We start from the raw sequence: 19,241 nt of genomic DNA, 5'->3' as shown, positions 1-19,241 counted from the left end.
TCGGTTGACAAGTCCATGAGGGAAGTGTATGGGTTGAACCCGTCGGAAGCCCAGTAGGGCAAAAAACAGGTGGCTCCGTCAGGCCGGACTAGTGGCTCTCACTTCTCCGGACTGGCGGCTCCGCCGCTCCGGAATAATCAGCCGATTCAATAAATACGCTCAATCCAACAAATCCATCAACATCCACATGTGCCTTGGCAAATAAATATTTGCCAGCATATTCAGCTATTGCTTATGAAGACATCTTTGGTGGCGGTTGCCAAGCAACAGCCCATATTTCGATAGCACAAGCAACAGAGTATTCAAATTTGCTTGTGGCGAATGATTTTGAGCAGATTCAAATTGCTCCAGCAACTTTTAGTTACAAAAAGAATATTAGCATCGATTCCGCAGTAACATTAGTACTTACTCATCAGTCAGAAACCCTAACAGCATCATTACAAGAAGAAATTCGTACATATGAATGGGGCGATTTATCCGTTGTAGCAGATAATTTTTTGTATGATGGCATATGCGCAGACAAATGGCTTCATATCGATGATAAAACGATACGTTGCACGCCCAATGGAGATTTAGATTTCATAAAGTTGAATGATCTGGGATGGAAAAATAACGGAAATGTTTTGGGAACGTATCAGTATAAAGACAAAATTTATACCATAGTAATAAAGGTTGATAAGTATCTTTATTTGTCTTCAGATAAATAACTCTCTTTGATGACTATTTAGCCTTTTCTTCATACTTTTAGATTATTTTGAATTATTACTTCTTTTTATTCTAAGGAGTCTAGATCATGCCCAAATCCATTCTTTTTTGGCCCGATGTCTATAAAGAACAGGGTCACTGGCTTCCTACTCTTGCATGGGCGGATTATATCCGAAGAAGATGGGATGATTGGTATGCAATTGAGTATATGGGTATAAGTGATTGTGAGGAAATAGTCGATAGTTTCCGATGGGAGCCTAACCATATTTGGGTAATGGCTGGTATATAATTCTTCTTCGGTTTTGTTTAATGATTTTGGTTGCCGTAAACTTGACTTACGGAATGTCGTTGGGCATGATGCCGAACTTGCGCGCGTTATCGATCTCGATGATTTCTGCATCGCCAGAGCTGAAGTTGCCCAGTTCCACCTGTTCGTTGTATTTGTCGTTTGCCGATTTGACCGCACCTGCGAATGTTGAATTCTTGTCGCCGATCATGGTCGTCTCGATGAAGGTGACGGTGCTTTCTTCTGTTTCGTCGTTGAAGATGCCTACGAATGCGTGGCTTGGAATAAGCACAAGCATGGTCTTAAAGCCGAGGCGTTCGAGGACCGAGGCGAACAAGTTCGCTGTCTCGATGCAGATGCCCTGCTTTTCGCGCAATGTCTCGTTGACATACTTGACATACTGCCCGTTGCTTGCCGCGCCGTCGTTCTGCACGTACTTGATGCCGCGTGCCTGCAGGACCTCGAATACGGCAGAAGCGACTCGCACGGAGCTTTGTCCTATCGATTCGTCATCTTCGTACTGCTGGTAGACCTTCAGCACTCCGTTTGGGAGTTTCTTGGCGATGTCGTCGACGATGTTCTTGATGGAATCGGCCTGCGGTGTCACCCATACGCTATACCACCATTTGGGATTCTTGATGCCAGCGAGTTCCGCTCCCTTGATTTGCATGGGGTGAATCGTGGTCGGAATCGACTCCGAGAACAGGAGAATTTCGTGGTCGTTTTCGAGCGCGTAGGCTTCTACCTGGTATTGTGCCGGTTCGGCGGTCTTGAGCGCTGCAAGGGCCTTGGTATTGAACTTGAACGAGGGAGCCATGCGGATCGATGTATCGGGGTTCACGAAGTCCGTGACCGTTGCCGTGTCGGTAAATCCTTCGATCCAGGCCTTGAGCATCACCTTTTTCCAGCGGCAGTTGCCCTTCGATTGCTTGTCGCAATTGTTCTTCACGTAATATTCCAGCGGCACGTGGAGCACCTCTCCCTTGGAGTTGGTGAAGTCCTTGTACATCAGCGGGTACTGGTTGGCGTACGCCCCGTAGATGTCTTCTTTGCTATATACGATGGAACTGTTCAAGGTGCGGATGACGCTTTCGCTGTAGATGTCTGCGTAGACGCTGTCGTAGAGCTTCTTGTAGAGCGAGTCGTAGTCAGCCTCCTTGAGACTGTCGATAAGCGCCTGGCGCGTGGAATCCATCCAGGCCGTGCCGAACGCGTTGTCGAACAGGATCTGGTAGACGGTGTCCACGTAGGGTTCGGCGTAGAGGGTGTCCCAGAGCGTGCCGGTCACCTCTTCGCGGATGGCGTTTGCAATGGAGTCGACATTGACCTTCGCGTCTTTACCCTTGGGGCCTTCGGCACCCGCCGGACCGACGGCACCTTCCTTGCCGTCTTCACCGGAGCAGGCGACGAGTCCCAAAATCAGCGTTGACGCTATCAGGCCGTGTCTTAAAATTTTTCCAAAAAGCATATCGTCTCCTTTTTTAAGGACAAAGATAAATATAAATTCAGAAACTGCCCATGTAAAGTAGGCCTACAATAATTTTTTAAATCGTGTAGCGGCTCACACAAAAAGAAAGGCTCCGCCTGCACGGAACCTTCAGTTAATTTGTATGTAACTAACCCGATTCGTTAGTCGGCAAGGCGCAGCGGCATCAGGAGGAAGCTGAAGCCCATGTCGTCGCCAACGGGTTCGATGATGCAAGCGCCAATCGGGGTGTTCATCTTGAGCACGACTTCTTCGCTCTTGCACATGTTCAGGATTTCGTAGAAGTAGCGACCGTCGAAACCGATGCTGAAGCTGCCTTCGCCGTTGTGGGTCACGGCAATGGCTTCGCGGGTTTCGCCGCCGACATCTGGGTCCGTCGCAGAGAGTTCCATGTTGTTTCCGTCCATCTGGAAGCGGATCTGGTGGGTGCGCGGGTTGGCCATCGGCAAGATGCAGTGGACCTTGTTCAACAGTTCGGTGGCGTTCGCCTGCACGGTGCGTTCAAAGTTCTGCGGGATCACGGCGCGGTAGTTCGGATACGGGCCTTCGATGAGCTTCGAGATAATCTGGGTGGCACCGATGCGGAACAGCACGTGCGTCTCGGTGGTGCAGATTTCGACGGAGTCTTCGTTCTTTGCAAGACGGAGAACCAGCTGCAGCACCTTCGGGAGTACGATGATGCCGGAATCGAGGTTCGCGCCTTCCTGATCGATGCTTGCACGGCCCATGCGGTGGCCATCGGTAGCGACCATGGAAATCTTTCCGTCCTTCGCTTCCATGAACACGCCGTTCAAGTTCTGGCGGGTGTTGTCGGTAGAGACGGCAAAGGCGGTCTTTTCGACTAGGAATGCAAGTTCGCTTGCGGCGAGCGTGAGCGATGCACCTTCCACTTCGGGGAACGGCGGGAAGTCGCTTGCGTCGAAGCTCGTGATGGATGCCTGGCCGCGTTCGCTCCACTTGATGCGGGTGAGGTGGTCCTGCACGTCCACGCTGATGGTGTCGATGCTCGGTTCCACGAGGGCCTTGATGAGGTCGGAGAACTTGCGGGCATTGATCAGGGCTTCGCCGTCGCGTTCGCCCATGACTTCGAGCTTAATCCTCACACCCAGGTTCAAGTCGGTGGCGCAGATTTCAAGGAAGTTGCCTTCCAGGCGCAGCGAATAGTCGTTAAGGATTTGGAGTGTCGACTTATTGGGAATGGCGCTGATGGCAATCTGCAGCGCATCCTGCAACACGGATTTCTTGATACTGAACTTCATTTATGCGCCTCTTTGGATAAGCATGGTTCCAACAAAGAAGATAACGGCGATTGCCGCAAGGACTGCGATAATTTTCGGGTCCAGGGCATTGGCCTTTTTAGGGGTAAACTGCTTTGCATTCTGTTTTGCGCGTCTGCGGTCGCTACGACTCATAGAGTGTCTCCATTTATATACGCGTAAAAAACTAATTTTTTTACGGACAAAAGGAAAAGGACATGGCAGAAAAAACGCTAAATAAGATAAAAAACAGGGCTTTGAATTTGGCATCGACAGCCCTTTTGCGTGTGGAGCTTGCAAACGAGGAATCCAAACTCAAAAAGCGTTTCATGGCACTCGGTCAGAAGCTCCACGGAGCCATCCGCGACGACCTGCTAGAGACCATCAAGGATGATCCTTCTGTGGTGGAGCTCCTTGGTTCCATTGAAGAAGAAAAGCGTATCATCGAGTCCCTCCGCAAGCGCATCGATAACCCCGGGTCTGAAAGTGAAGAAGCTTGAGATCCACGTATTCCCGAGCAAGACCGCTTCGGGTAGAAGTTACCGTTTCTCCTTCTGGGGAGCGGTTGTCGCCGTAGTGGCAGTGGTTGCCGCGGTCTTCGGCTTTTTGCTGTTCTCGCCGGTGCAAATTTTGGACAACATAACAAGCGGAAACGTGACGAACGTCTATCGCCAGAATGCATCCATCAAAAAGGAACTCAAGGTAATTCGTGCCTCGGTGGACTCGTCGATTTTACGCGCCGAGGAAACGCGTATCCTCCGCGATTCCACCCTGAAGGTGGGCGGGCTTGGGTTTGTGCTGGATGGCGCGGCCATGGACGATTCCCTGCTGCAGAAGCGTAAGAGCGTAAACGAGGTGGAAGCATCCTTCAAGAAGCTGCTCTCTGCCCTGGAGCGCGATTCGGTAGCCGCCGAGAAGATTCCGGTGCTGCACCCGATGAAGAACGACCATGCGGTAAAGAAACGTTTTGAGATGGTCTATGACCCGTTCACCGACAGCGAGCTTCCGCACAGGGGCATCGACTATGTTGCAGCCGAAGGCGACACGGTGTACGCGACGGGCGCGGGTTCTGTCATCGAGGTCCGCAAGCACCGCGGCTTCGGTCTTTCGGTCAAGCTGGACCACGGACACGATGTGCGCACGTTCTATGCACACCTGGGCCAGGCCCTGGTAAAGCAGGGTGATCTGGTGCACCGTGGGCAGCCGATTGCATTGATTGGTGAGAGTGGCACCCAGTCAAGTATTGGCCTGCATTACGAAGTCCGCATCGATGGAATCTCCATCAATCCGGAAAGCTTCTACTTGACAAAGTGATTCAACCCGTTTTGGTGGTAGAAGTCCACGTCGGAAAGGACCTGGTCTACCCAGCTCTTGGTCAGTGGGGACTTGCTCCAATTTTCGGGGTTTGTAGTGATCCCATGGAACGGGTAGAAACTTGCGACGGCATTTTCTTGGCTGATGCCCACCTGGAGCATCTTGCCTAGGCGCTCCGCTCCCCGGAATATCTGTTCAATGCCGTCTCCCTCAGTAAGCGAAAGGATGCCCCTGGAATCCTTCTGGCCGCGAAAGTCGAAGTTGAAGTTTGACACGTGGCGGATCAGCGACATTAAAAGCGCCGGATCTAGGTGGTTCTTGTGCGCCGCTTCCATCACGGGGAGTGCCGTAAGCTGCTCGGTGTCCCAGGGGTCACCGGTATAGGTGACATGCAGCGTGTGGTTCTGCCCGTCGCTAGTAATGCGTGTCGAGTAGCGGTTCCCCAGTTTTTTTTGCAGCAGCTTGTTCAGCCGAATGCCCCTGTTCTTGAATTGCTTGTAGCCGTTCATGGCAAGCTCTAGGGTATCGTCGATGCGCATGACAACAGGCAGCGTGGGCTTTGTAACGATGCTGTCGTAGGCTTCGAGGATTAGCGGGAGCACATAGGCGAGTTCCGGTTCGGGGTGCATAAGGTTGCAGTTGGTGTCCACCTGCAGCGCCTTGAGCGAATCGAGCTTCATAATTGCCGTTGCCGCGTAGTCTTCGAACAGGAGCCGTTCATCGGTGCTCTGCACCTCCGTTTTGGGAATTAGCCAGAAGGCAATGGCGATGGCCGAAAATCCAGCGACGATGCCGATGGTAAAGCGCCACAGCTTAGGTGCCCTGATTATCACTTTGAGCCAGCTGCGTACCCTGGGGCTTTTCCCAAGGTAGACTGTGAGGAAGGCGAAAATGGTTGTCCACAGGATAATGAATATCACGCCTTACATTATAGCAAAGCACGCAAATTCTATCTTTTGGCTATGCTGGATCCTTTAAAGAATATCGTAATCATTGGCGACCGAATCCTGATTAAGCCCCTTGAAGCATCGAACAAGACCGGAAGCGGCCTTTATCTGCCCCCAAGCGTCAAGGAACGCGACGCGGTCCATACGGGCCTGGTCGTGCGTGTGGGGCCGGGATACCCGCTGCCTGTGACGCAGGATAGCGACGCCGTGTTCCGCGGGGAATCCCCTGACGAAGTCAAGTACTTGCCGCTGCAAGTCAAGGAAGGCGACGAGGCGCTGTATTTGCATGCCAATGGCTATGAAATTGAAATCGGCGGTGAAACCTACGTAATCATCTCGCAGAATGCCGTGCTGATGGTGATGCGCCAGGATGTTCCCGACGATGTCTCAGGAATTGAGAATCTTTAGCGATCTCTGTGAGCAACAAACGCCTGGTATTAACCAGGCGTGGTTGCGAGAGTGAGCGCTCAGGGTACGAACTTGTATGAATGGGCGCGAACGGTCTTTATAGTTTCCATTTATCTTTGGCCGCTTCAAGTTCGGCGCTGACCTTTTCCCATTCCTCGTAAAGCTGGTCGACTTTCTTCTTGTTGTCGTCCATGTCTTTAGCGATTGCGGTGATGGTGGCTCCATCGCCGGTTTCGGAGGCGGTCACGAGCTTGGCTTCGAGTTCGCCGCCCAGGGCTTCAGCTTTCGCGATATCTTCTTCGAGCTTCGCAAGCTTCTTTTCGAGCGGCTTGATAATCTTGCTGCGTTCGGCGATGTAGTCGGCGCGGGCCTTGCGGTCTTCCTTTGCGCGGGGAGCGCCGCCAGCCGCATTGTTCGCGGCAGCGTTGCCGCCGTCCGTTTTTACGTCGATATTGGAAACTTTAATATTGGCCGATTCAGAGCCGCCCGGCTTCTTTTCGCTGGCCCAGCCGACCTTCTCCAAGAAGTCGGCGTAGGTGCCTTCGAACACGCGGCACTTGCCGCCGTCGAATACGACGAGTCTTGTGGCAAACGCGTGCAGCAGTTCTTCGTCGTGGGTCACCACCATTGCGGTGCCTTCGTAATCTTCGAGGGCGTCGATCAGGCTTTCGATGGATTCCATGTCCAAGTGGTTCGTCGGTTCGTCAAGCAGCAACATGTTGCAGGGAGTTGCCAGAATCTTTCCGAGGAGCACGCGGCTGCGCTCGCCACCGCTCAAGACTTTCACCTTCTTTAACGCGGCATCGCCGCTGAACATCATGAGGCCTGCCAGTCCGCGGGCGCGGCTCTTCTGCGAAACCTCGACGATGGCCGAGGCGATTTCTTCTTCGACGGTGTTGTCCAGATTCAGGCGGTTGATGTTCGTCTGGCCGAAATAGTTGATCTGCACATTCGGATTCGGTGCGATTTCGCCTGCGACCGGTTTGAGCTCGTTTGCAATCAGGTTCAGGAGCGTCGTTTTACCGCGTCCGTTCGGGCCAATGACGGCGATGCGGTCGCCCTTGAAGACTTCCATGGTGAGGTCGGTAATGAGCTCCGGGCCATTCGGGTATGCAAACGAAAGCCCCTTGATTTGGAGCATTCTCTTGCCGGGGAAACCTGCCTCGGTAAAGCTGAAATCCAGGTTGCGTTCGTGGGAGAGTCGCTCGCCGGTGGCAAGCTTTGCCGCTGCCTTGATCTTGGACTGCACCATGGCGGCCTTCGCGGCCTTGTAGCGGAAACGTTCGATGACCTGTTCCAGCTGCGCCTTCTTTTTCGCCTCGTTTTCCTGCGTGCGCTGCGCGACTTCCTCTTCTTCGGCAATGGTTTCGCGGAGCTTTTCTACCGTACCCTTGACCTTGCGCATCTTGTGGCGGTGAATGCCCACCGTGTGGGTGCAGACCTCGTCCATAAAGTGATGGTCGTGGGTAATCAAGAGCACTTCGCCCTTCCAGCTGCGCAAAAAGCGGCTGAGCCAACGCATCGACACGATGTCCAGGTAGTTGGTCGGTTCGTCGAGCAACAGCATGTCGGGTTCGCTCGCCAAGACCTTCGCCAAGTTCAGGCGAATCTGGAAACCGCCCGAAAGGAGTGCGGGGCTCTTGTGCATGGATTCTTCGTCGAAACCCAGACCGAACAGAATCGCTTCGACCTTGTGTTCTTCGATCCAGCCGTCTTCATTGGGCTTTAACACGCTGCAGGCTTCTTCGTGAACCGTGGCGTGCGTAAAGTTCAGGTGCTGCTGCAGGTAACCCAGCGTGTATTTCTTGGGAATGTCGATGGAGCCCCCGTCGATGCATTCCTGGCCGAGAATCATCTTGAAAAGGGTCGATTTGCCGCAACCGTTGCGGCCTACAAGGCCCACGCGTTCGTGGTCGCCTACAAGCATCGAGGCGCCGTCAAGCAGCACCTGCTCACCAAAAGACTTAGAAATGTTCTGAATTTGAATCACGGGATTAAAGATAGTTTTTTTTGTTATCTTATAAAGTGAACCAGAAGGAGGATGCATGTCCATCAAAAGAACACCCGTTTTTTTACTGGCGCTAATTGCTGCTGTCGGAGCCAAAGAAATTGAGCCGGCCGTCCCGTCACAGTCGCTTAATGGCTGCTACCAGATTTCAACCGCCGAGGAACTTTACGGTTTTGCCCAAATCGTAAACGGACACGATTCTATTGAGGCAAATCCGTCTGTTTGCGGCAAACTCATGCAGGATATCGTTGTAAATAAAAACGTCCTGAATAAGTGGAACCTGCTCAATAGTGACAGCGCCGAGACCTTAGCCGTATGGAAACCGATGGTTGACTTTGCGGGAAAATTCGACGGGAATGGTCATACGATTTCGGGGCTGTATTCACCTGACAGAGCGGGTCTTTTTGAGTCGATCACATCTCCGGAGAATTCCGTTGTCGTTGTCCGGGATCTGGGAATACTTGATTCGTACTTTTCATCGACGGATTATCTTGGCGTTCTTGTAAATTTTGTCTACGGGTCTGGAAAGACCCAGATAACCAATTTCTATACATTCTCCACTATCAAGTCCACGAAAAGCAATCCCTATATCGCAGGTGTCGTGGGTTATGTAAGCGGTGCATCATTGACCTTGACAAACTGCTATAGTGTAGCAAACCTTGTAGATAATTGGAATAACTATGATTCCAGATTGCTGGGTTATACAAGGAGTAGTAATGAATCCCTCAATGTCATCAACAGTTATGCGATAAAGCTGAGTTCCTCTAAATATATCGATTATGGAACATTGGTGGATACGGCTGCATTGTTTAATGGTGCGTTGACATTTCTATTGAGAGAAAATGCGGAAGGCTCCATTTGGGGGCAGGATGTCGGCCGTGATCCCTATCCGATTTTTACTGGAACACTCAAGAATTCCATTGCGGCTAGGTACAATGTCACATTCCATACTTTCGATAGTGATACGGCTAGATATCTTGACAATTATGTTGCCGGCCTTATTACGATGCTTCCTAAGGGAACGTCCAAGGAAAACCAGGTTTTTGGCGGCTGGTATAGGGATGCCGAATTCAGCGGAGAAAACGATACGGCAATTTCCAATACGACAACGGGCGATCTTGAATACTGGGCTAAGATGTATGACCGTTACAAGGTAACCTACCATCCCAATGGCGGTAAGATGGAAGATCCTGGGCCTTATATTGGTTGTGGCAATCCAAACAAGAGTTATCAAGATGTACTCATACTGACTGGCGATGTTTCCTGCTATCTGGGAGGTATTGGGAGCAATCTGCGTGATAGATATTATCGTGACAGCAGCATGTTTCTTGGCTGGTACGACAACGAGGAATTGGCGGGCGATCCTGTCGACTCCATTACAACGAGCGACAAGGGCGACAAGGATTTCTATGCGAAGTGGTACGAATACAAGAGACCGGCGATAGATCCTGCGGACAGCTGCTACATCATTTCGAATGCCGCGGAACTTTACGGATTTTCGGCACTCGTAGACGGATCGTTTACCACAGGGAAATACAATGAGGATGAGCATCTGGCTAATGTTTGTGGCAAGCTAACGAAGGATATCGTGGTCAACGAGAATGTCTTGAAGCGAGATGGTACGCTCGATAGTTCAAGGATAAACGATTTTATCCCCTGGAAGGAGATTGTTCTATATAATGGATTTTTTGATGGGCAGGGTCACACGATTTCGGGGCTTTATATGGAAGATGCCGATGGAATGTTCTACACGGGGCAACCATATGAGTATGCTGTAACCAAAGTCGTTATCCATAACTTGAAAGTACGGGATTCCTTCGTTTCGAGGGATCTCAGTGTCGGTGTGGGTGGAATTATTGGCAGCCATTCCGATGCCTATGCCCATATAGAAATTGAGAATACGCATTTTGACGGAACCATAGTGGCACACGGTGGTTACTTGACTCATGTCGGTGGATTGGTTGCAGAAGCCCACAATCTGTTGATTATAAGAAATAGCAGCCATCGTGGACTCATCGATATTGGGAAAGGTGTCAGTGCGGCCGGAGGCCTTGTGGGACTCTCCGACTACTATACGTTCCTTATACAGAACTCCAATGAAGGTCGCTTTGTCGGCGATGAGGAAAAAGAAACCCAATTCCCCTTCAGAGGAGATGTTGGAGGCCTTGTTGGAGAAGTTTCGACGCACTTTTTCATAGTGAATAACTACAATGCTGCCGACTTTGATTGTCATGATTGTTATGCTAATGGCTTGATAGGGGGCTATTATGTTGAAACCGATCAACGTATTCATGCAAGGGCTCCAGTCAGGCCCGAGCAATCCTTTGTTCTTAATAACCATAGCAAGGGCTCGATTATCAGCGGTGTGCCTTCGGAGCTGGATTATTATTGGATAGTGATATTCGATAACAACTTCTATCTGGATGGAACGTTGTCTCGCGACAGCATCGGGACTCCGGTCGAAGCTTCGGCGTTTGAAGATGGAACTGTTACAAAGGCGTTGCACGACTATGTGCAAAAGGATGCTCTCGGTAATGAGATAGCGGGCAGTGCTTATGGCGCGAACTGGATTCAGGGCGACGAATATCCCGTATTGACCGGCAGCGAAACGCGCAATGTTGCTTGGTTATATGTGTCCAAAATGCAGGAACCGTATGGTTACGTTCTTTTCTATACGCCCGGACAGGAGATGCCCTTGCCCACACCCTCTCTGAGTGACCAAACATTCTTGGGCTGGGAATTTGGTGATGCGCTGGTGACAGAAATTCCTGCCACGGCATCTGGGAATTTGGTCATATCATCGCAATGGAAGTCTATCCCGAGTAGTTCTAGCGTTGCTTCGAGCAGTTCGCAGGTTTCGTCTAGTTCTGAAAAATCGAGCTCAAGCGAGGCGGCTTCTTCCAGCAGCGGCGTGAACTCCAGCAGTTCTGCAGGTGGCAAGTCCAGCTCCAGCAAGGGCAAGGACGCGATTGTCGCCGATGGCTTTGTTCCGCAGTTCTCTCTCATAGTCGCCGGTCGCGAAATTCAGGTGGTAAACGCCCGTGTGGGAGCTGCCTATGCCGTGTTCGATATGCAAGGCCGCGTCATGATGTCTGGCAGGGTTGCTGTTTCTGACTTCAGCTTGACCGTGCCCTGTTCTGCCACTTATCTGGTTCGTATCGGAGGACAACTGCAAAAAGTCTCCCTAAAGTAGCGCTTATTGCAAAATCAAGACGCCTTTAAGGGCGTCTTTTTGTATTATTGAAAAAAAGAGGTGCCTGATGATGAAAAAATTCCCTAGTCCGCTCGCCTTGATGGCGCTATCGGCTTCGTTTGCGATGTTCCTTGGCCTTTCCGCCTGTTCTGACGATTCCTCGTCAGTAAATGTGCATATTGATTCCGGCGACGAAATCACGATCGATGTCCCTACGGGAGATGCACCGGGCGATTCAAAAGTCACGAGTTCATCGGATGAAGATATTTCCAGCTCTTCGAATCCGAAATCCAGTTCCTCTGTCGTCTCCGACGACAATTCGAGTTCTTCGGCATCGAAGGAAAAGTCTTCTTCTTCCGAGAAGGTAAAAGATGTGTCAAGCTCTTCGGCTGCGGCTTCTTCCGCTTCGGATAAAGCGTTTATAAACGAGGGCTGGCGCGACGACTGCCTCGCCAAAATCAACGAGTACCGCGCTACCGAATCCTTGCCGCCGCTCGCGCTCGCAGCGCAAGAAAAGCAGACTTGCGCCGAAGAAGCCGCCGCGGCGGACCTTGCCGAAAACTCTCCCCACGGGCATTTCGGCGACTGCGGCGAATTCGCGCAGAACAGCGGCCCGAATTTCAGCGCTAGCTGGCAAAAGGATGCCTCTGCCGTTGCCGAATACTACCTCAAGATGATGTGGGAAGAAGAAAAGGCGCTCGTTACAAGCGGTGAACGCGATCCTGAAAAGAAAGAGGACTATCCCTATATCGGCCATTACCTGAACATGAAAAACAAGAGCTACACCAAGGTCGCCTGTGGAATCGCGCTCTCTGCCGATGGCAAGAAGGGCTGGTTCAATGTGAACTTCTACTAGGGATTCTTCTTCCCGGAATCCTTTTTCTCGTGTATTCGTTTGATATACTCTAGGCCCTTGCTCCTTTCGGCGGCGAGGGCTGTTTTCTGTTTTTCTAGGAAGTCAACATAGAGTGCGGCACCTTCTTTCAGGTCTAGTCCCGCAGACTCAATGATGTTGAAAAACACCCTGATCGTGGGAATCTTGTTCCCCTTTCCCAAATTCCTTACGTATTCTCTCGAGACATCGCTGAAAAAAGCGATGTTTTTCTGGGTTGTCATCGTCCTTAAGAAAGCGATAAAATCTTTGATGGCATTCTTATGAACTTCATCATCGAACATGTTGCAATTTTAAAAACGCATCTTCTAAAATCACGCCAACTATAGTTTGCGTTCAAAAAAATGATTATACAAAAAATGTAATTTTGTTTCCCCTCTCAATAAACTATATTGCGCTTTATGAGATTGTGGTGCTGCCTTGTTCTGCTTGCGTCAACGACGCTGTTTGCATTGGAGCGTGCCTGGGAAGGTGACGCCTTGCTGGGTGAGCCGTTCGGGACCTGTGGCATCGATGCTGGTGATTTTCATGCGACACTGGTGCATTATCCGTTCATCGATTCCCTTTCGCCCAAGGGCGCCGTCCTTTACATCCATGGATTCAACGACTATTTTTTCCAGCGCAGCCTCGCCGAGAAGCTAGATTCGGCGGGATATTCGTTTTATGCCATCGACTTGCACAAGTACGGCCGTTCCTACCGAGTAGGTGAAACTATTGGCGAACTCCGCGACATCTCTGAATACTATGCCGAGCTGGACTCTTCCATCGCGGTCATCCGAGACATCGAAGGCGATTCCGTTCCGCTGGTGATTCTTGGCCACAGCACCGGCGGGCTGATCGCATGCCTTTATGCGGCCGACCGTGGCAACGGAGGTGGCCTTTCGGCCCTGGTTTTGAACAGCCCCTTTCTCGAGATGAACTATCCCTGGATTGTCCGTGTGGCAGGCGTCCCCCTGCTTTCGCTTGTTGGCGCGGTGTTTCCCGACCTGCCGATTCCAAGGAGCGACAATCCCAATTACGGCTTCAGCCTGCACCGTTCGGCGCGCGGTGAATGGGATTTCGACACGACCCTGAAGGTGATAGGGAGCCTACCGATTGACTTTGGCTGGCTCACCGCAATTCACAAGGGCCATAGCCGCATTCAGCAGGGCTTGCAGCTAGAGGTCCCCGTGCTCGTTATGCACAGCGGTTGCAGTTTCAAGGATTCCGAATGGGCCGATGAATACGAACACTGCGACGGCGTCTTGAATGTGGATCATATCCGCGAGTATGGCGCCCATCTTGGCGAGAATGTCCGCTTCGAAAAAATCGAAGGCGGCCTTCACGATGTTTTCCTTTCGCATGAACCTGCCCGCGACAGCGCCTACCAAAAGATGTTCCTGTTCCTTGAAAGTCGCCTTTAATCGGCGCGCCTTCCCTTCACGTCCACCCTGTGGTGTAACTTGCGCAGCATCGGTTGCGCTTTTTTGTTGCGCTTGGGTGCAATCTTTGTGGTGCCGCCGTTCAGGTTCGTGACCTCGATTTCGTCGCTCAGGAGCCATGAATCGTTGCCCTCTTCCACTTTCACGAGCGCCCTGTAGGCGCCCGTTTCGGAAATGGCGAGCGATGCCTTGTCTGCGCCTTCGATCATCTTGCCGTCCCTGTACCAGCGTGCTGCGTAGGCGTCGCCCTGCACCGAGAGCGTTACCCCGTTTTGCGCAATCTTGGGCTTTGCCATGGTAACATACTTGTTCACGATTTTCGCGAGCTCCTGGGCGCCTGTGGCGTTTGGGTGCACGCTGTCGTCCAGGAACCATGCGGGTGTCTTGAAAAGCGTATGCAGGTCGATAATGTTCACGCCTTTCTCCATTGCGGTCTCCTTGATAACCGGGTTGATCTGGCTTACGATCGCCGTGTCCATGATTGCCCAGTCGCAGTTGTTGCTGTAGGGTTGCAGCGTGGCATAAATCTCGGGGCTTGTGGGCAGGTGCGCGAAGGTGTCGATCAGCGCCTCGTAATCGGCGTGCAACTGAGAGATTTCGCATTGGCCGTAAAGGTAGTTGTATTTTTCGGCACCCTCCCAGATGCATTTGTCCGTGAAGTATTTGCTGTCGTTGGTGCCGAGCTCAATCACGACGATATCCGGCGAGGAGGCGAGCGCCGCCTTGAACTTTTCGGTCTTCCAGTAGCTGAAATTGTTGTCGCCGGCCTTGATTTTCTCGCCCGCAAAGGTCATGGAAGATACACCGAAGTTCGTGACGCTGTAGTCGCTACCGAGCATTTCTTGCAGGTGGTCGGGGTATTTCTTGTCGCCCCAGATTCCATATCCTTCGGTGATGCTGTTGCCGACGCAGGCCACGTTCGCTGCTAATGCGTTTGTCGCAAAGGCCGCCACGATAAATTTTTTCCCAAACATATAGGCTCCTTTTTCCCGAAATATAAAAACAAAGGGGGAGCGCCCTCCCCTCGCTCCTGCCCGCACGGCGGTCATCCGCTACCCCTCCTCCTAGGAGGAGCCCCTCCTAAAACCTCCCTACAGTCCTTGCTTCGCAAGAAACAAAAAAGCCGCGGCTCTAGCCGCGGCTTCTGTCATACCGTAGTAAAAGTGACTATTAGTACTTGCTCTTAAGGGCAGACGGGCATTCCACTTCCTTGTATTCCGTCTTCGGGTTGCCAGCGGCTTCCATCCAGTTGGCAAGGAAGAGGCAGCCTTCCTGGGCCTGCTTGTTGCTTGAGAACACGGACTTGCACTTGTTGGTCAGGCATTCCTTGCGCTTGCTCTTCACGTCGCCTGCGTATCCGACTTCGGATTCGCAGTCCGAAAGGAGACCGCCGTACTGGGCGCCCATGTTGTTGGACCAGCCCATCTTGGAACATCCGTTAAACAGGCCTACGCCACCACCCGGAATCATGATGTCAAACTGACCGCCGTCGGCATCCACGTCGCCGCCGATGTTGGAAATCATCACCACGAGAGTTTTTCCTACGAGGGCCTTATGGTTGCCCTTGGTTTCGTACTTTCCCTGGCCGGTGAAGGTGAGGGCGTAGCACTTGCCGCACTGTCCGCCGATGGCCGCAGGTGCTGCGGCAAAGGCGTAGGCGAGCTTGTCGCTTACGACAATAGGAATCTGGCCCATGCAGATGCCTGCATTACCGCCGTCGCACATGCTGGTAGCACCGCTGCTAACGGTGTTTCCGCTTGCGTCACAGGTCTTGGCGGTACCATTGCCTGGCCATGCGCAGTGGGGCTTGCAGCAGTCCCAATAACGGGTCGCAAAGCCGGGCTTTCCGCCCTTGCCCGCGTCGACATACTTGGCTTCGTCACCGGAGAGGTTCGTGTTCTGGCTGCTGGACGACTTGGCTGTGCTAGAAGAGGACTTCACGGAGGAGCTGGACCTTGCCTGCTGGCTGCTCGAGGACTTGGGCTGCTGCTGGCTAGAAGAAGATTTTGCCTGCTGCTGGCTGCTGGAGCTCTTTTCGTCGTTGCTCTGCTGGCCGTTGGATTGAGTCACGTTGAGAACCACTTCGTAGGACTTGCCTTCGATTTCGAAGGTTTCGGTAGTCTTGCCGGTCTGGAAGTAGTCGGGAATAGTCGTTGCCTTGATGGTGAATACGCCGTCATTGAATTCGGTATTCAGGAAGTAGGCGTTCCAGCTCTTGCGCACGGCCTTTTCCGCGCTGCTGACACCGGAGAAGGTGATGGCAGAGGTCTTTGCGTTTTGTGCAACGGTTTGGTTTAGGCTACCCGTCACGGTAATCTTGCCGTCGCTCACGACCTGCTGCGCAGAGGAGCTTTCGGGCTTGCTTTCAGAAGAACTCACCGTGGTGTTGGTTGTAGAGGAGCTGCTGTTGGCAGTCGCGACAGCGCTGGAAGTGGGCGTCGCGGTGGTATTCGTGTCGGTAGACTGCTGCTGGTTCGGGTCGGTTGCAGCGGCAGAGGAGGCGGGAATCTGTGCGGTCACCATTTCGCGGGTCGTTGCGGGGAGCACGCTTGTGTCCACATATTCCAGGATGACGTTGCCGTCGTTACCGACGATGGTTCCGGCGGTGGTGCTGCCTTCGGCGAGCTGCAGTGAGCCCACTTTCTGACCGTTCAGGTCGGTCACGATTCCTGATGGGTAAATCAGGTAGGGCTGGTCGGCATTCAAAAGCCAGCAAGGTTCCTGTGCGGATATGTCGCTATTGCCGCCGTTATCTTCGATCAGCTGCTGGGCGGAGAGGTCGATATCGTCGAGGGCGTCGGTGGCGTCGGAGCAGGCAGCAATGGCCAGTGCAGATCCCAGGACCAGGACGGACTTCAGGAATTGGTGTTTCATAGGTATCCTTGGTTAAACCATTAGAAAATCAACGAGACTTTCTATAGAAAGCCCTTCCAATTCCATCCTACCCTAAAGATAGCTTAATTGCCCTGCGTTTTCATGTAAAATTTTGTTAGATACGCAGTTACGCGATATTCGTCACATAAAAAAAGACCCAGGTTTTTAGCCTGGGCCTGATTCTAAACAGATTTGAAGTTGGACCTTAGTATCTGTCCGTCAGTTCCTTCGGGCATTCCACTTCCCTGTAGTTGTGGGTCAGGTTGCCGGCGGAGTTCATCCATGTTGCAAGGAACATGCAGCCTTCCTTTGCTTCGGGGTCGTTCGAGAAGGATGCTTCGCACTTCTTTTTCATGCAGCTCTTGTACTTGCTGGTATTGTAGTTGTTTTCCTTTTCGCATTCGTCCAGGAGGCCGCCGTACTGGGAGCCCTGGGAACCCCAGCCCATCTTCTGGGAGCAACCGTTGAAGATGCCGTAGCCACCACCTGGGATCATCACGTCGAACTGGCCGCCCTGCACGTCGTAGCCCACGTTGTTGGACATGACGATCAGGTGCTTGCCCTTCATGGCCTTGTGGATGCCCGCAGCTTCGTACTTGCATCCGCCGTCAAAGACCAGGTCGAAGCACTTGCCACAGTTGTTTTCTCCACCCGGGGTTGCCGCGAAGGCAAATGCGAGGGTGTCGTTGATGATGATGGGGAACTGGCTTCTGCAGATGCCGGCGTTACCGCCGTCGCACATGCTGGTTGCGCTCTTGTCGCCAATTTCGTTGCCCTGGGCGTCGCAAGTCTTGGCAGAGCCGCCGTGTTCGGGCCATGCGCAGTGGGGCTTGCAGCAGTCCCAGTAGCGCGTTGCGTAGCCGGATCCGCTCTTGCCGCCGTTGATGTACTTGATCTGGTAGCCGCTGCTCTGGCTGCTGGAAGACTTGACAGAACTGCTCGACGACTTTGCGGAGGAGCTAGACTTTGCGGTGCTGGAAGAGCTGTGCGTATTCGTTGCGCTGCTGAGGCCCGGCTGGTTGGAATCGGAGCTCATGGGGATTCCTTCGCTGGAGTACGGCAGGTTGTTGGCATCGCTGCTCTGGGGGCCGGGGATTGCGCTTTCGCTGCTTTCTATGCCGGGGTTTACGTTGCCGCCGTTAGGGTTGACCGTTGCCTGGTACGGCTTTAGTGTCGCGATGTCCACGTTTTTCACAAGGACTTCGCCGTTGGCGTCGACGATGCTGCCCGATGTCGTGGTCATCCCGGTTTCCGGGTCCACGGCGGGAAGTCCGGTGTCGGGGTCCGTGTCGAAGACGAAGGCTCCGATGGTGTTTCCGTTTGCGTCGGTTACGTGGAAGGTTCCCGGGTAAATGACATAGATTTCGTCGGCGGACAGCACCCATGCGTCGGAGGTGATGACGGGGGGAGTCAGCTGATCGAGCTCAGAGAAAACGATGCCTTCTTCGAGAACGGTGACCTGGTCGGGGGCAATGATACGGCCCGTGTTGAAATCTGCGAAGCCGATGACTTCACCGGTTTCTGCGTTGGTGACGATTCCTGTGGCCTGGTCAATGATGTAGTCGGCGCCATCGCCTTCGTACAGGAAGGACTGGCTGGTGACGATGTAGTTAGTAGCATTTGAGCTGGTTACATCGCCGCAGTTGCACAGGAGCAATGCTGTCGCAAGGGTGATGACCGACTTAAGAAAGATCTTTTTCATATGGGGTTCCTTGGGATTTCTCAAACACGCTATCTAAAAATAGCCAAAGTGAGTTCCTTTTAAAAGTAAAAATAATTTCTTGTACTCTGTTTTTGCGTAAGCTCACACTTTTTGGCATGGACAATAAGACAAGGCCGACAGGGAACGAATTGTAAATTTTTTATGTGTAAACAACATTTTACAAATATTTATTCACAAACTTGAGTGGCTCCGCTGGTGATTCACCAAGATGTTCTTAGACTGTTGATAAACTGGAGTTACGATAGGACTAAAAAAATGAACCCTTGAAATTTGACGAAAAAAGCCAATTTCGTTGACAGGCATAGACATAGGCGAATGGGGGTGCCTGAACGCAGATTGGGCCAATTTCAACTCCAAAATTTGCGTTTTTGAGCAAAAAACAAAAAAAAATGCTTGAAAATTTTCTTGAATTTGCTAAATTTGTTCGGCAAAATTCGCAAAGTACCGCTTCCTATGCTTTGCGGAATAACCGGAATACGTGTTTAACCCGCACCATTCCTAGGATTCGAAGCGATAAACCTTCTGCTGAAGAAGAGGAAAAAATGGCAAAAGAACATTTTGACAGAAGCAAGCCGCACTGCAACATCGGCACCATCGGCCACGTTGACCACGGCAAGACCACTCTGACCGCCGCAATCTGCACGACCCTCGCTGCACGCGGCCTCGCCGCCGCCAAGCGTTTCGACGAAATCGACAACGCTCCCGAAGAAAAGGCCCGCGGTATCACG

General features: G+C 52.1%; 17 protein-coding genes. 8 read left to right on the top strand and 9 right to left on the bottom strand.

Translation table 11 applies throughout. The features are described from left to right. The first annotated feature begins 194 nt into the window (after positions 1–194). Positions 195–707: a hypothetical protein gene (locus tag ACKI61_RS11760; protein ID WP_407457885.1), complete on the top strand. Its 513-nt coding sequence runs from the start codon at positions 195–197 to the stop codon at positions 705–707. A gap of 333 nt (positions 708–1,040) precedes the next feature. Here the strand turns inward: ACKI61_RS11760 and ACKI61_RS11755 are convergent, their stop codons facing one another. From ACKI61_RS11755 to ACKI61_RS11745, 3 genes are all read right to left on the bottom strand, one after another. Next, the gene (locus ACKI61_RS11755; protein ID WP_407457884.1) at positions 1,041–2,459 is read right to left on the bottom strand and encodes a hypothetical protein; all 1,419 of its coding nucleotides are present in this window, start codon (positions 2,457–2,459) and stop codon (positions 1,041–1,043) included. A gap of 161 nt (positions 2,460–2,620) precedes the next feature. Continuing rightward, a complete protein-coding gene (gene dnaN, locus ACKI61_RS11750) occupies positions 2,621–3,736 on the bottom strand; it encodes a DNA polymerase III subunit beta (RefSeq protein ID WP_407457883.1) in 1,116 nt (371 codons plus the stop codon). Then, a complete protein-coding gene (locus ACKI61_RS11745; protein ID WP_158278375.1) occupies positions 3,737–3,889 on the bottom strand; it encodes a hypothetical protein in 153 nt (50 codons plus the stop codon). A gap of 62 nt (positions 3,890–3,951) precedes the next feature. Here ACKI61_RS11745 and ACKI61_RS11740 point away from each other — a divergent pair, with 62 nt between their 5' ends. Next, positions 3,952–4,233, top strand: a complete 282-nt coding sequence (locus tag ACKI61_RS11740) for a hypothetical protein (protein WP_407457882.1) — start codon at positions 3,952–3,954, stop codon at positions 4,231–4,233. Beyond that, positions 4,220–5,047, top strand: coding sequence for a M23 family metallopeptidase (locus tag ACKI61_RS11735; RefSeq protein ID WP_407457881.1), 828 nt, complete (start codon positions 4,220–4,222; stop codon positions 5,045–5,047). Before ACKI61_RS11740 ends, ACKI61_RS11735 begins: the two co-directional genes overlap by 14 nt. Here ACKI61_RS11735 and ACKI61_RS11730 read toward each other — a convergent pair. Further along, positions 5,032–5,967, bottom strand: a complete 936-nt coding sequence (locus tag ACKI61_RS11730) for a hypothetical protein (RefSeq protein ID WP_407457880.1) — start codon at positions 5,965–5,967, stop codon at positions 5,032–5,034. The genes ACKI61_RS11735 and ACKI61_RS11730 overlap by 16 nt on opposite strands. A 42-nt stretch (positions 5,968–6,009) precedes the next feature. On the opposite strand from ACKI61_RS11730, the gene ACKI61_RS11725 reads away from it, so the two are divergent. After that, positions 6,010–6,402 (top strand): co-chaperone GroES, encoded by a 393-nt coding sequence (locus ACKI61_RS11725; RefSeq protein ID WP_407457879.1) that lies wholly within the window; start codon positions 6,010–6,012, stop codon positions 6,400–6,402. 97 nt (positions 6,403–6,499) lie between these two features. Here ACKI61_RS11725 and ACKI61_RS11720 read toward each other — a convergent pair whose 3' ends face one another. After that, entirely contained in the window at positions 6,500–8,392 is a 1,893-nt protein-coding gene (locus ACKI61_RS11720; RefSeq protein ID WP_407457878.1) for an ABC-F family ATP-binding cassette domain-containing protein, read from the bottom strand. A gap of 808 nt (positions 8,393–9,200) precedes the next feature. On the opposite strand from ACKI61_RS11720, the gene ACKI61_RS11715 reads away from it, so the two are divergent. Then, the gene (locus ACKI61_RS11715; RefSeq protein WP_407457877.1) at positions 9,201–11,603 is read left to right on the top strand and encodes an InlB B-repeat-containing protein; all 2,403 of its coding nucleotides are present in this window, start codon (positions 9,201–9,203) and stop codon (positions 11,601–11,603) included. A 67-nt stretch (positions 11,604–11,670) separates the two neighbouring features. Beyond that, on the top strand, positions 11,671–12,459 hold the full coding sequence (locus ACKI61_RS11710) for a CAP domain-containing protein (protein WP_407457876.1): 789 nt from the start codon (positions 11,671–11,673) through the stop codon (positions 12,457–12,459). On the opposite strand, the gene ACKI61_RS11705 is transcribed toward ACKI61_RS11710, so the two are convergent. Further along, positions 12,456–12,779, bottom strand: a complete 324-nt coding sequence (locus ACKI61_RS11705) for a hypothetical protein (protein WP_407457875.1) — start codon at positions 12,777–12,779, stop codon at positions 12,456–12,458. The two genes, ACKI61_RS11710 and ACKI61_RS11705, sit on opposite strands and share 4 nt — an antisense overlap. A gap of 117 nt (positions 12,780–12,896) precedes the next feature. On the opposite strand from ACKI61_RS11705, the gene ACKI61_RS11700 reads away from it, so the two are divergent. Continuing rightward, positions 12,897–13,898, top strand: coding sequence for an alpha/beta hydrolase (locus ACKI61_RS11700; RefSeq protein WP_407457874.1), 1,002 nt, complete (start codon positions 12,897–12,899; stop codon positions 13,896–13,898). Here the strand turns inward: ACKI61_RS11700 and ACKI61_RS11695 are convergent. From ACKI61_RS11695 to ACKI61_RS11685, 3 genes are all read right to left on the bottom strand, one after another. Next, entirely contained in the window at positions 13,895–14,890 is a 996-nt protein-coding gene (locus ACKI61_RS11695; protein ID WP_407457873.1) for a GDSL-type esterase/lipase family protein, read from the bottom strand. The two genes, ACKI61_RS11700 and ACKI61_RS11695, sit on opposite strands and share 4 nt — an antisense overlap. A 196-nt stretch (positions 14,891–15,086) precedes the next feature. After that, on the bottom strand, positions 15,087–16,790 hold the full coding sequence (locus tag ACKI61_RS11690) for a glycosyl hydrolase family 5 (protein WP_407457872.1): 1,704 nt from the start codon (positions 16,788–16,790) through the stop codon (positions 15,087–15,089). Positions 16,791–16,995: 205 nt separating this feature from the next. Next, entirely contained in the window at positions 16,996–18,492 is a 1,497-nt protein-coding gene (locus tag ACKI61_RS11685; protein ID WP_407457871.1) for a hypothetical protein, read from the bottom strand. A gap of 563 nt (positions 18,493–19,055) precedes the next feature. Between ACKI61_RS11685 and ACKI61_RS11680 the strand changes: the two genes are divergently transcribed. Continuing rightward, positions 19,056–19,241: GTP-binding protein (locus ACKI61_RS11680; RefSeq protein ID WP_407457739.1), on the top strand; the 186-nt coding region annotated here is incomplete at its 3' end.

Origin of the sequence: Fibrobacter sp. (genome assembly GCF_045601785.1) — a bacterium.
Taxonomy (GTDB): domain Bacteria; phylum Fibrobacterota; class Fibrobacteria; order Fibrobacterales; family Fibrobacteraceae; genus Fibrobacter.
The sequence above is the reverse complement of the archived record's forward strand: the minus strand, read 5'-3'. Positions and strand labels throughout refer to the sequence as shown.

What these genes read in the sequence shown, in the direction of transcription:
- ACKI61_RS11685 (WP_407457871.1), bottom strand. Translation starts at nt 18,492, where the DNA reads ATGAAAAAGATCTTTCTTAAGTCGGTCATCACCCTTGCGACAGCATTG.
- ACKI61_RS11690 (WP_407457872.1), bottom strand. Translation starts at nt 16,790, where the DNA reads ATGAAACACCAATTCCTGAAGTCCGTCCTGGTCCTGGGATCTGCACTG.
- ACKI61_RS11705 (WP_407457875.1), bottom strand. Translation starts at nt 12,779, where the DNA reads ATGTTCGATGATGAAGTTCATAAGAATGCCATCAAAGATTTTATCGCT.
- dnaN (WP_407457883.1), bottom strand. Translation starts at nt 3,736, where the DNA reads ATGAAGTTCAGTATCAAGAAATCCGTGTTGCAGGATGCGCTGCAGATT.
- ACKI61_RS11710 (WP_407457876.1), top strand. Translation starts at nt 11,671, where the DNA reads ATGATGAAAAAATTCCCTAGTCCGCTCGCCTTGATGGCGCTATCGGCT.
- ACKI61_RS11740 (WP_407457882.1), top strand. Translation starts at nt 3,952, where the DNA reads ATGGCAGAAAAAACGCTAAATAAGATAAAAAACAGGGCTTTGAATTTG.
- ACKI61_RS11695 (WP_407457873.1), bottom strand. Translation starts at nt 14,890, where the DNA reads ATGTTTGGGAAAAAATTTATCGTGGCGGCCTTTGCGACAAACGCATTA.
- ACKI61_RS11755 (WP_407457884.1), bottom strand. Translation starts at nt 2,459, where the DNA reads ATGCTTTTTGGAAAAATTTTAAGACACGGCCTGATAGCGTCAACGCTG.
- ACKI61_RS11745 (WP_158278375.1), bottom strand. Translation starts at nt 3,889, where the DNA reads ATGAGTCGTAGCGACCGCAGACGCGCAAAACAGAATGCAAAGCAGTTT.
- ACKI61_RS11700 (WP_407457874.1), top strand. Translation starts at nt 12,897, where the DNA reads ATGAGATTGTGGTGCTGCCTTGTTCTGCTTGCGTCAACGACGCTGTTT.
- ACKI61_RS11725 (WP_407457879.1), top strand. Translation starts at nt 6,010, where the DNA reads ATGCTGGATCCTTTAAAGAATATCGTAATCATTGGCGACCGAATCCTG.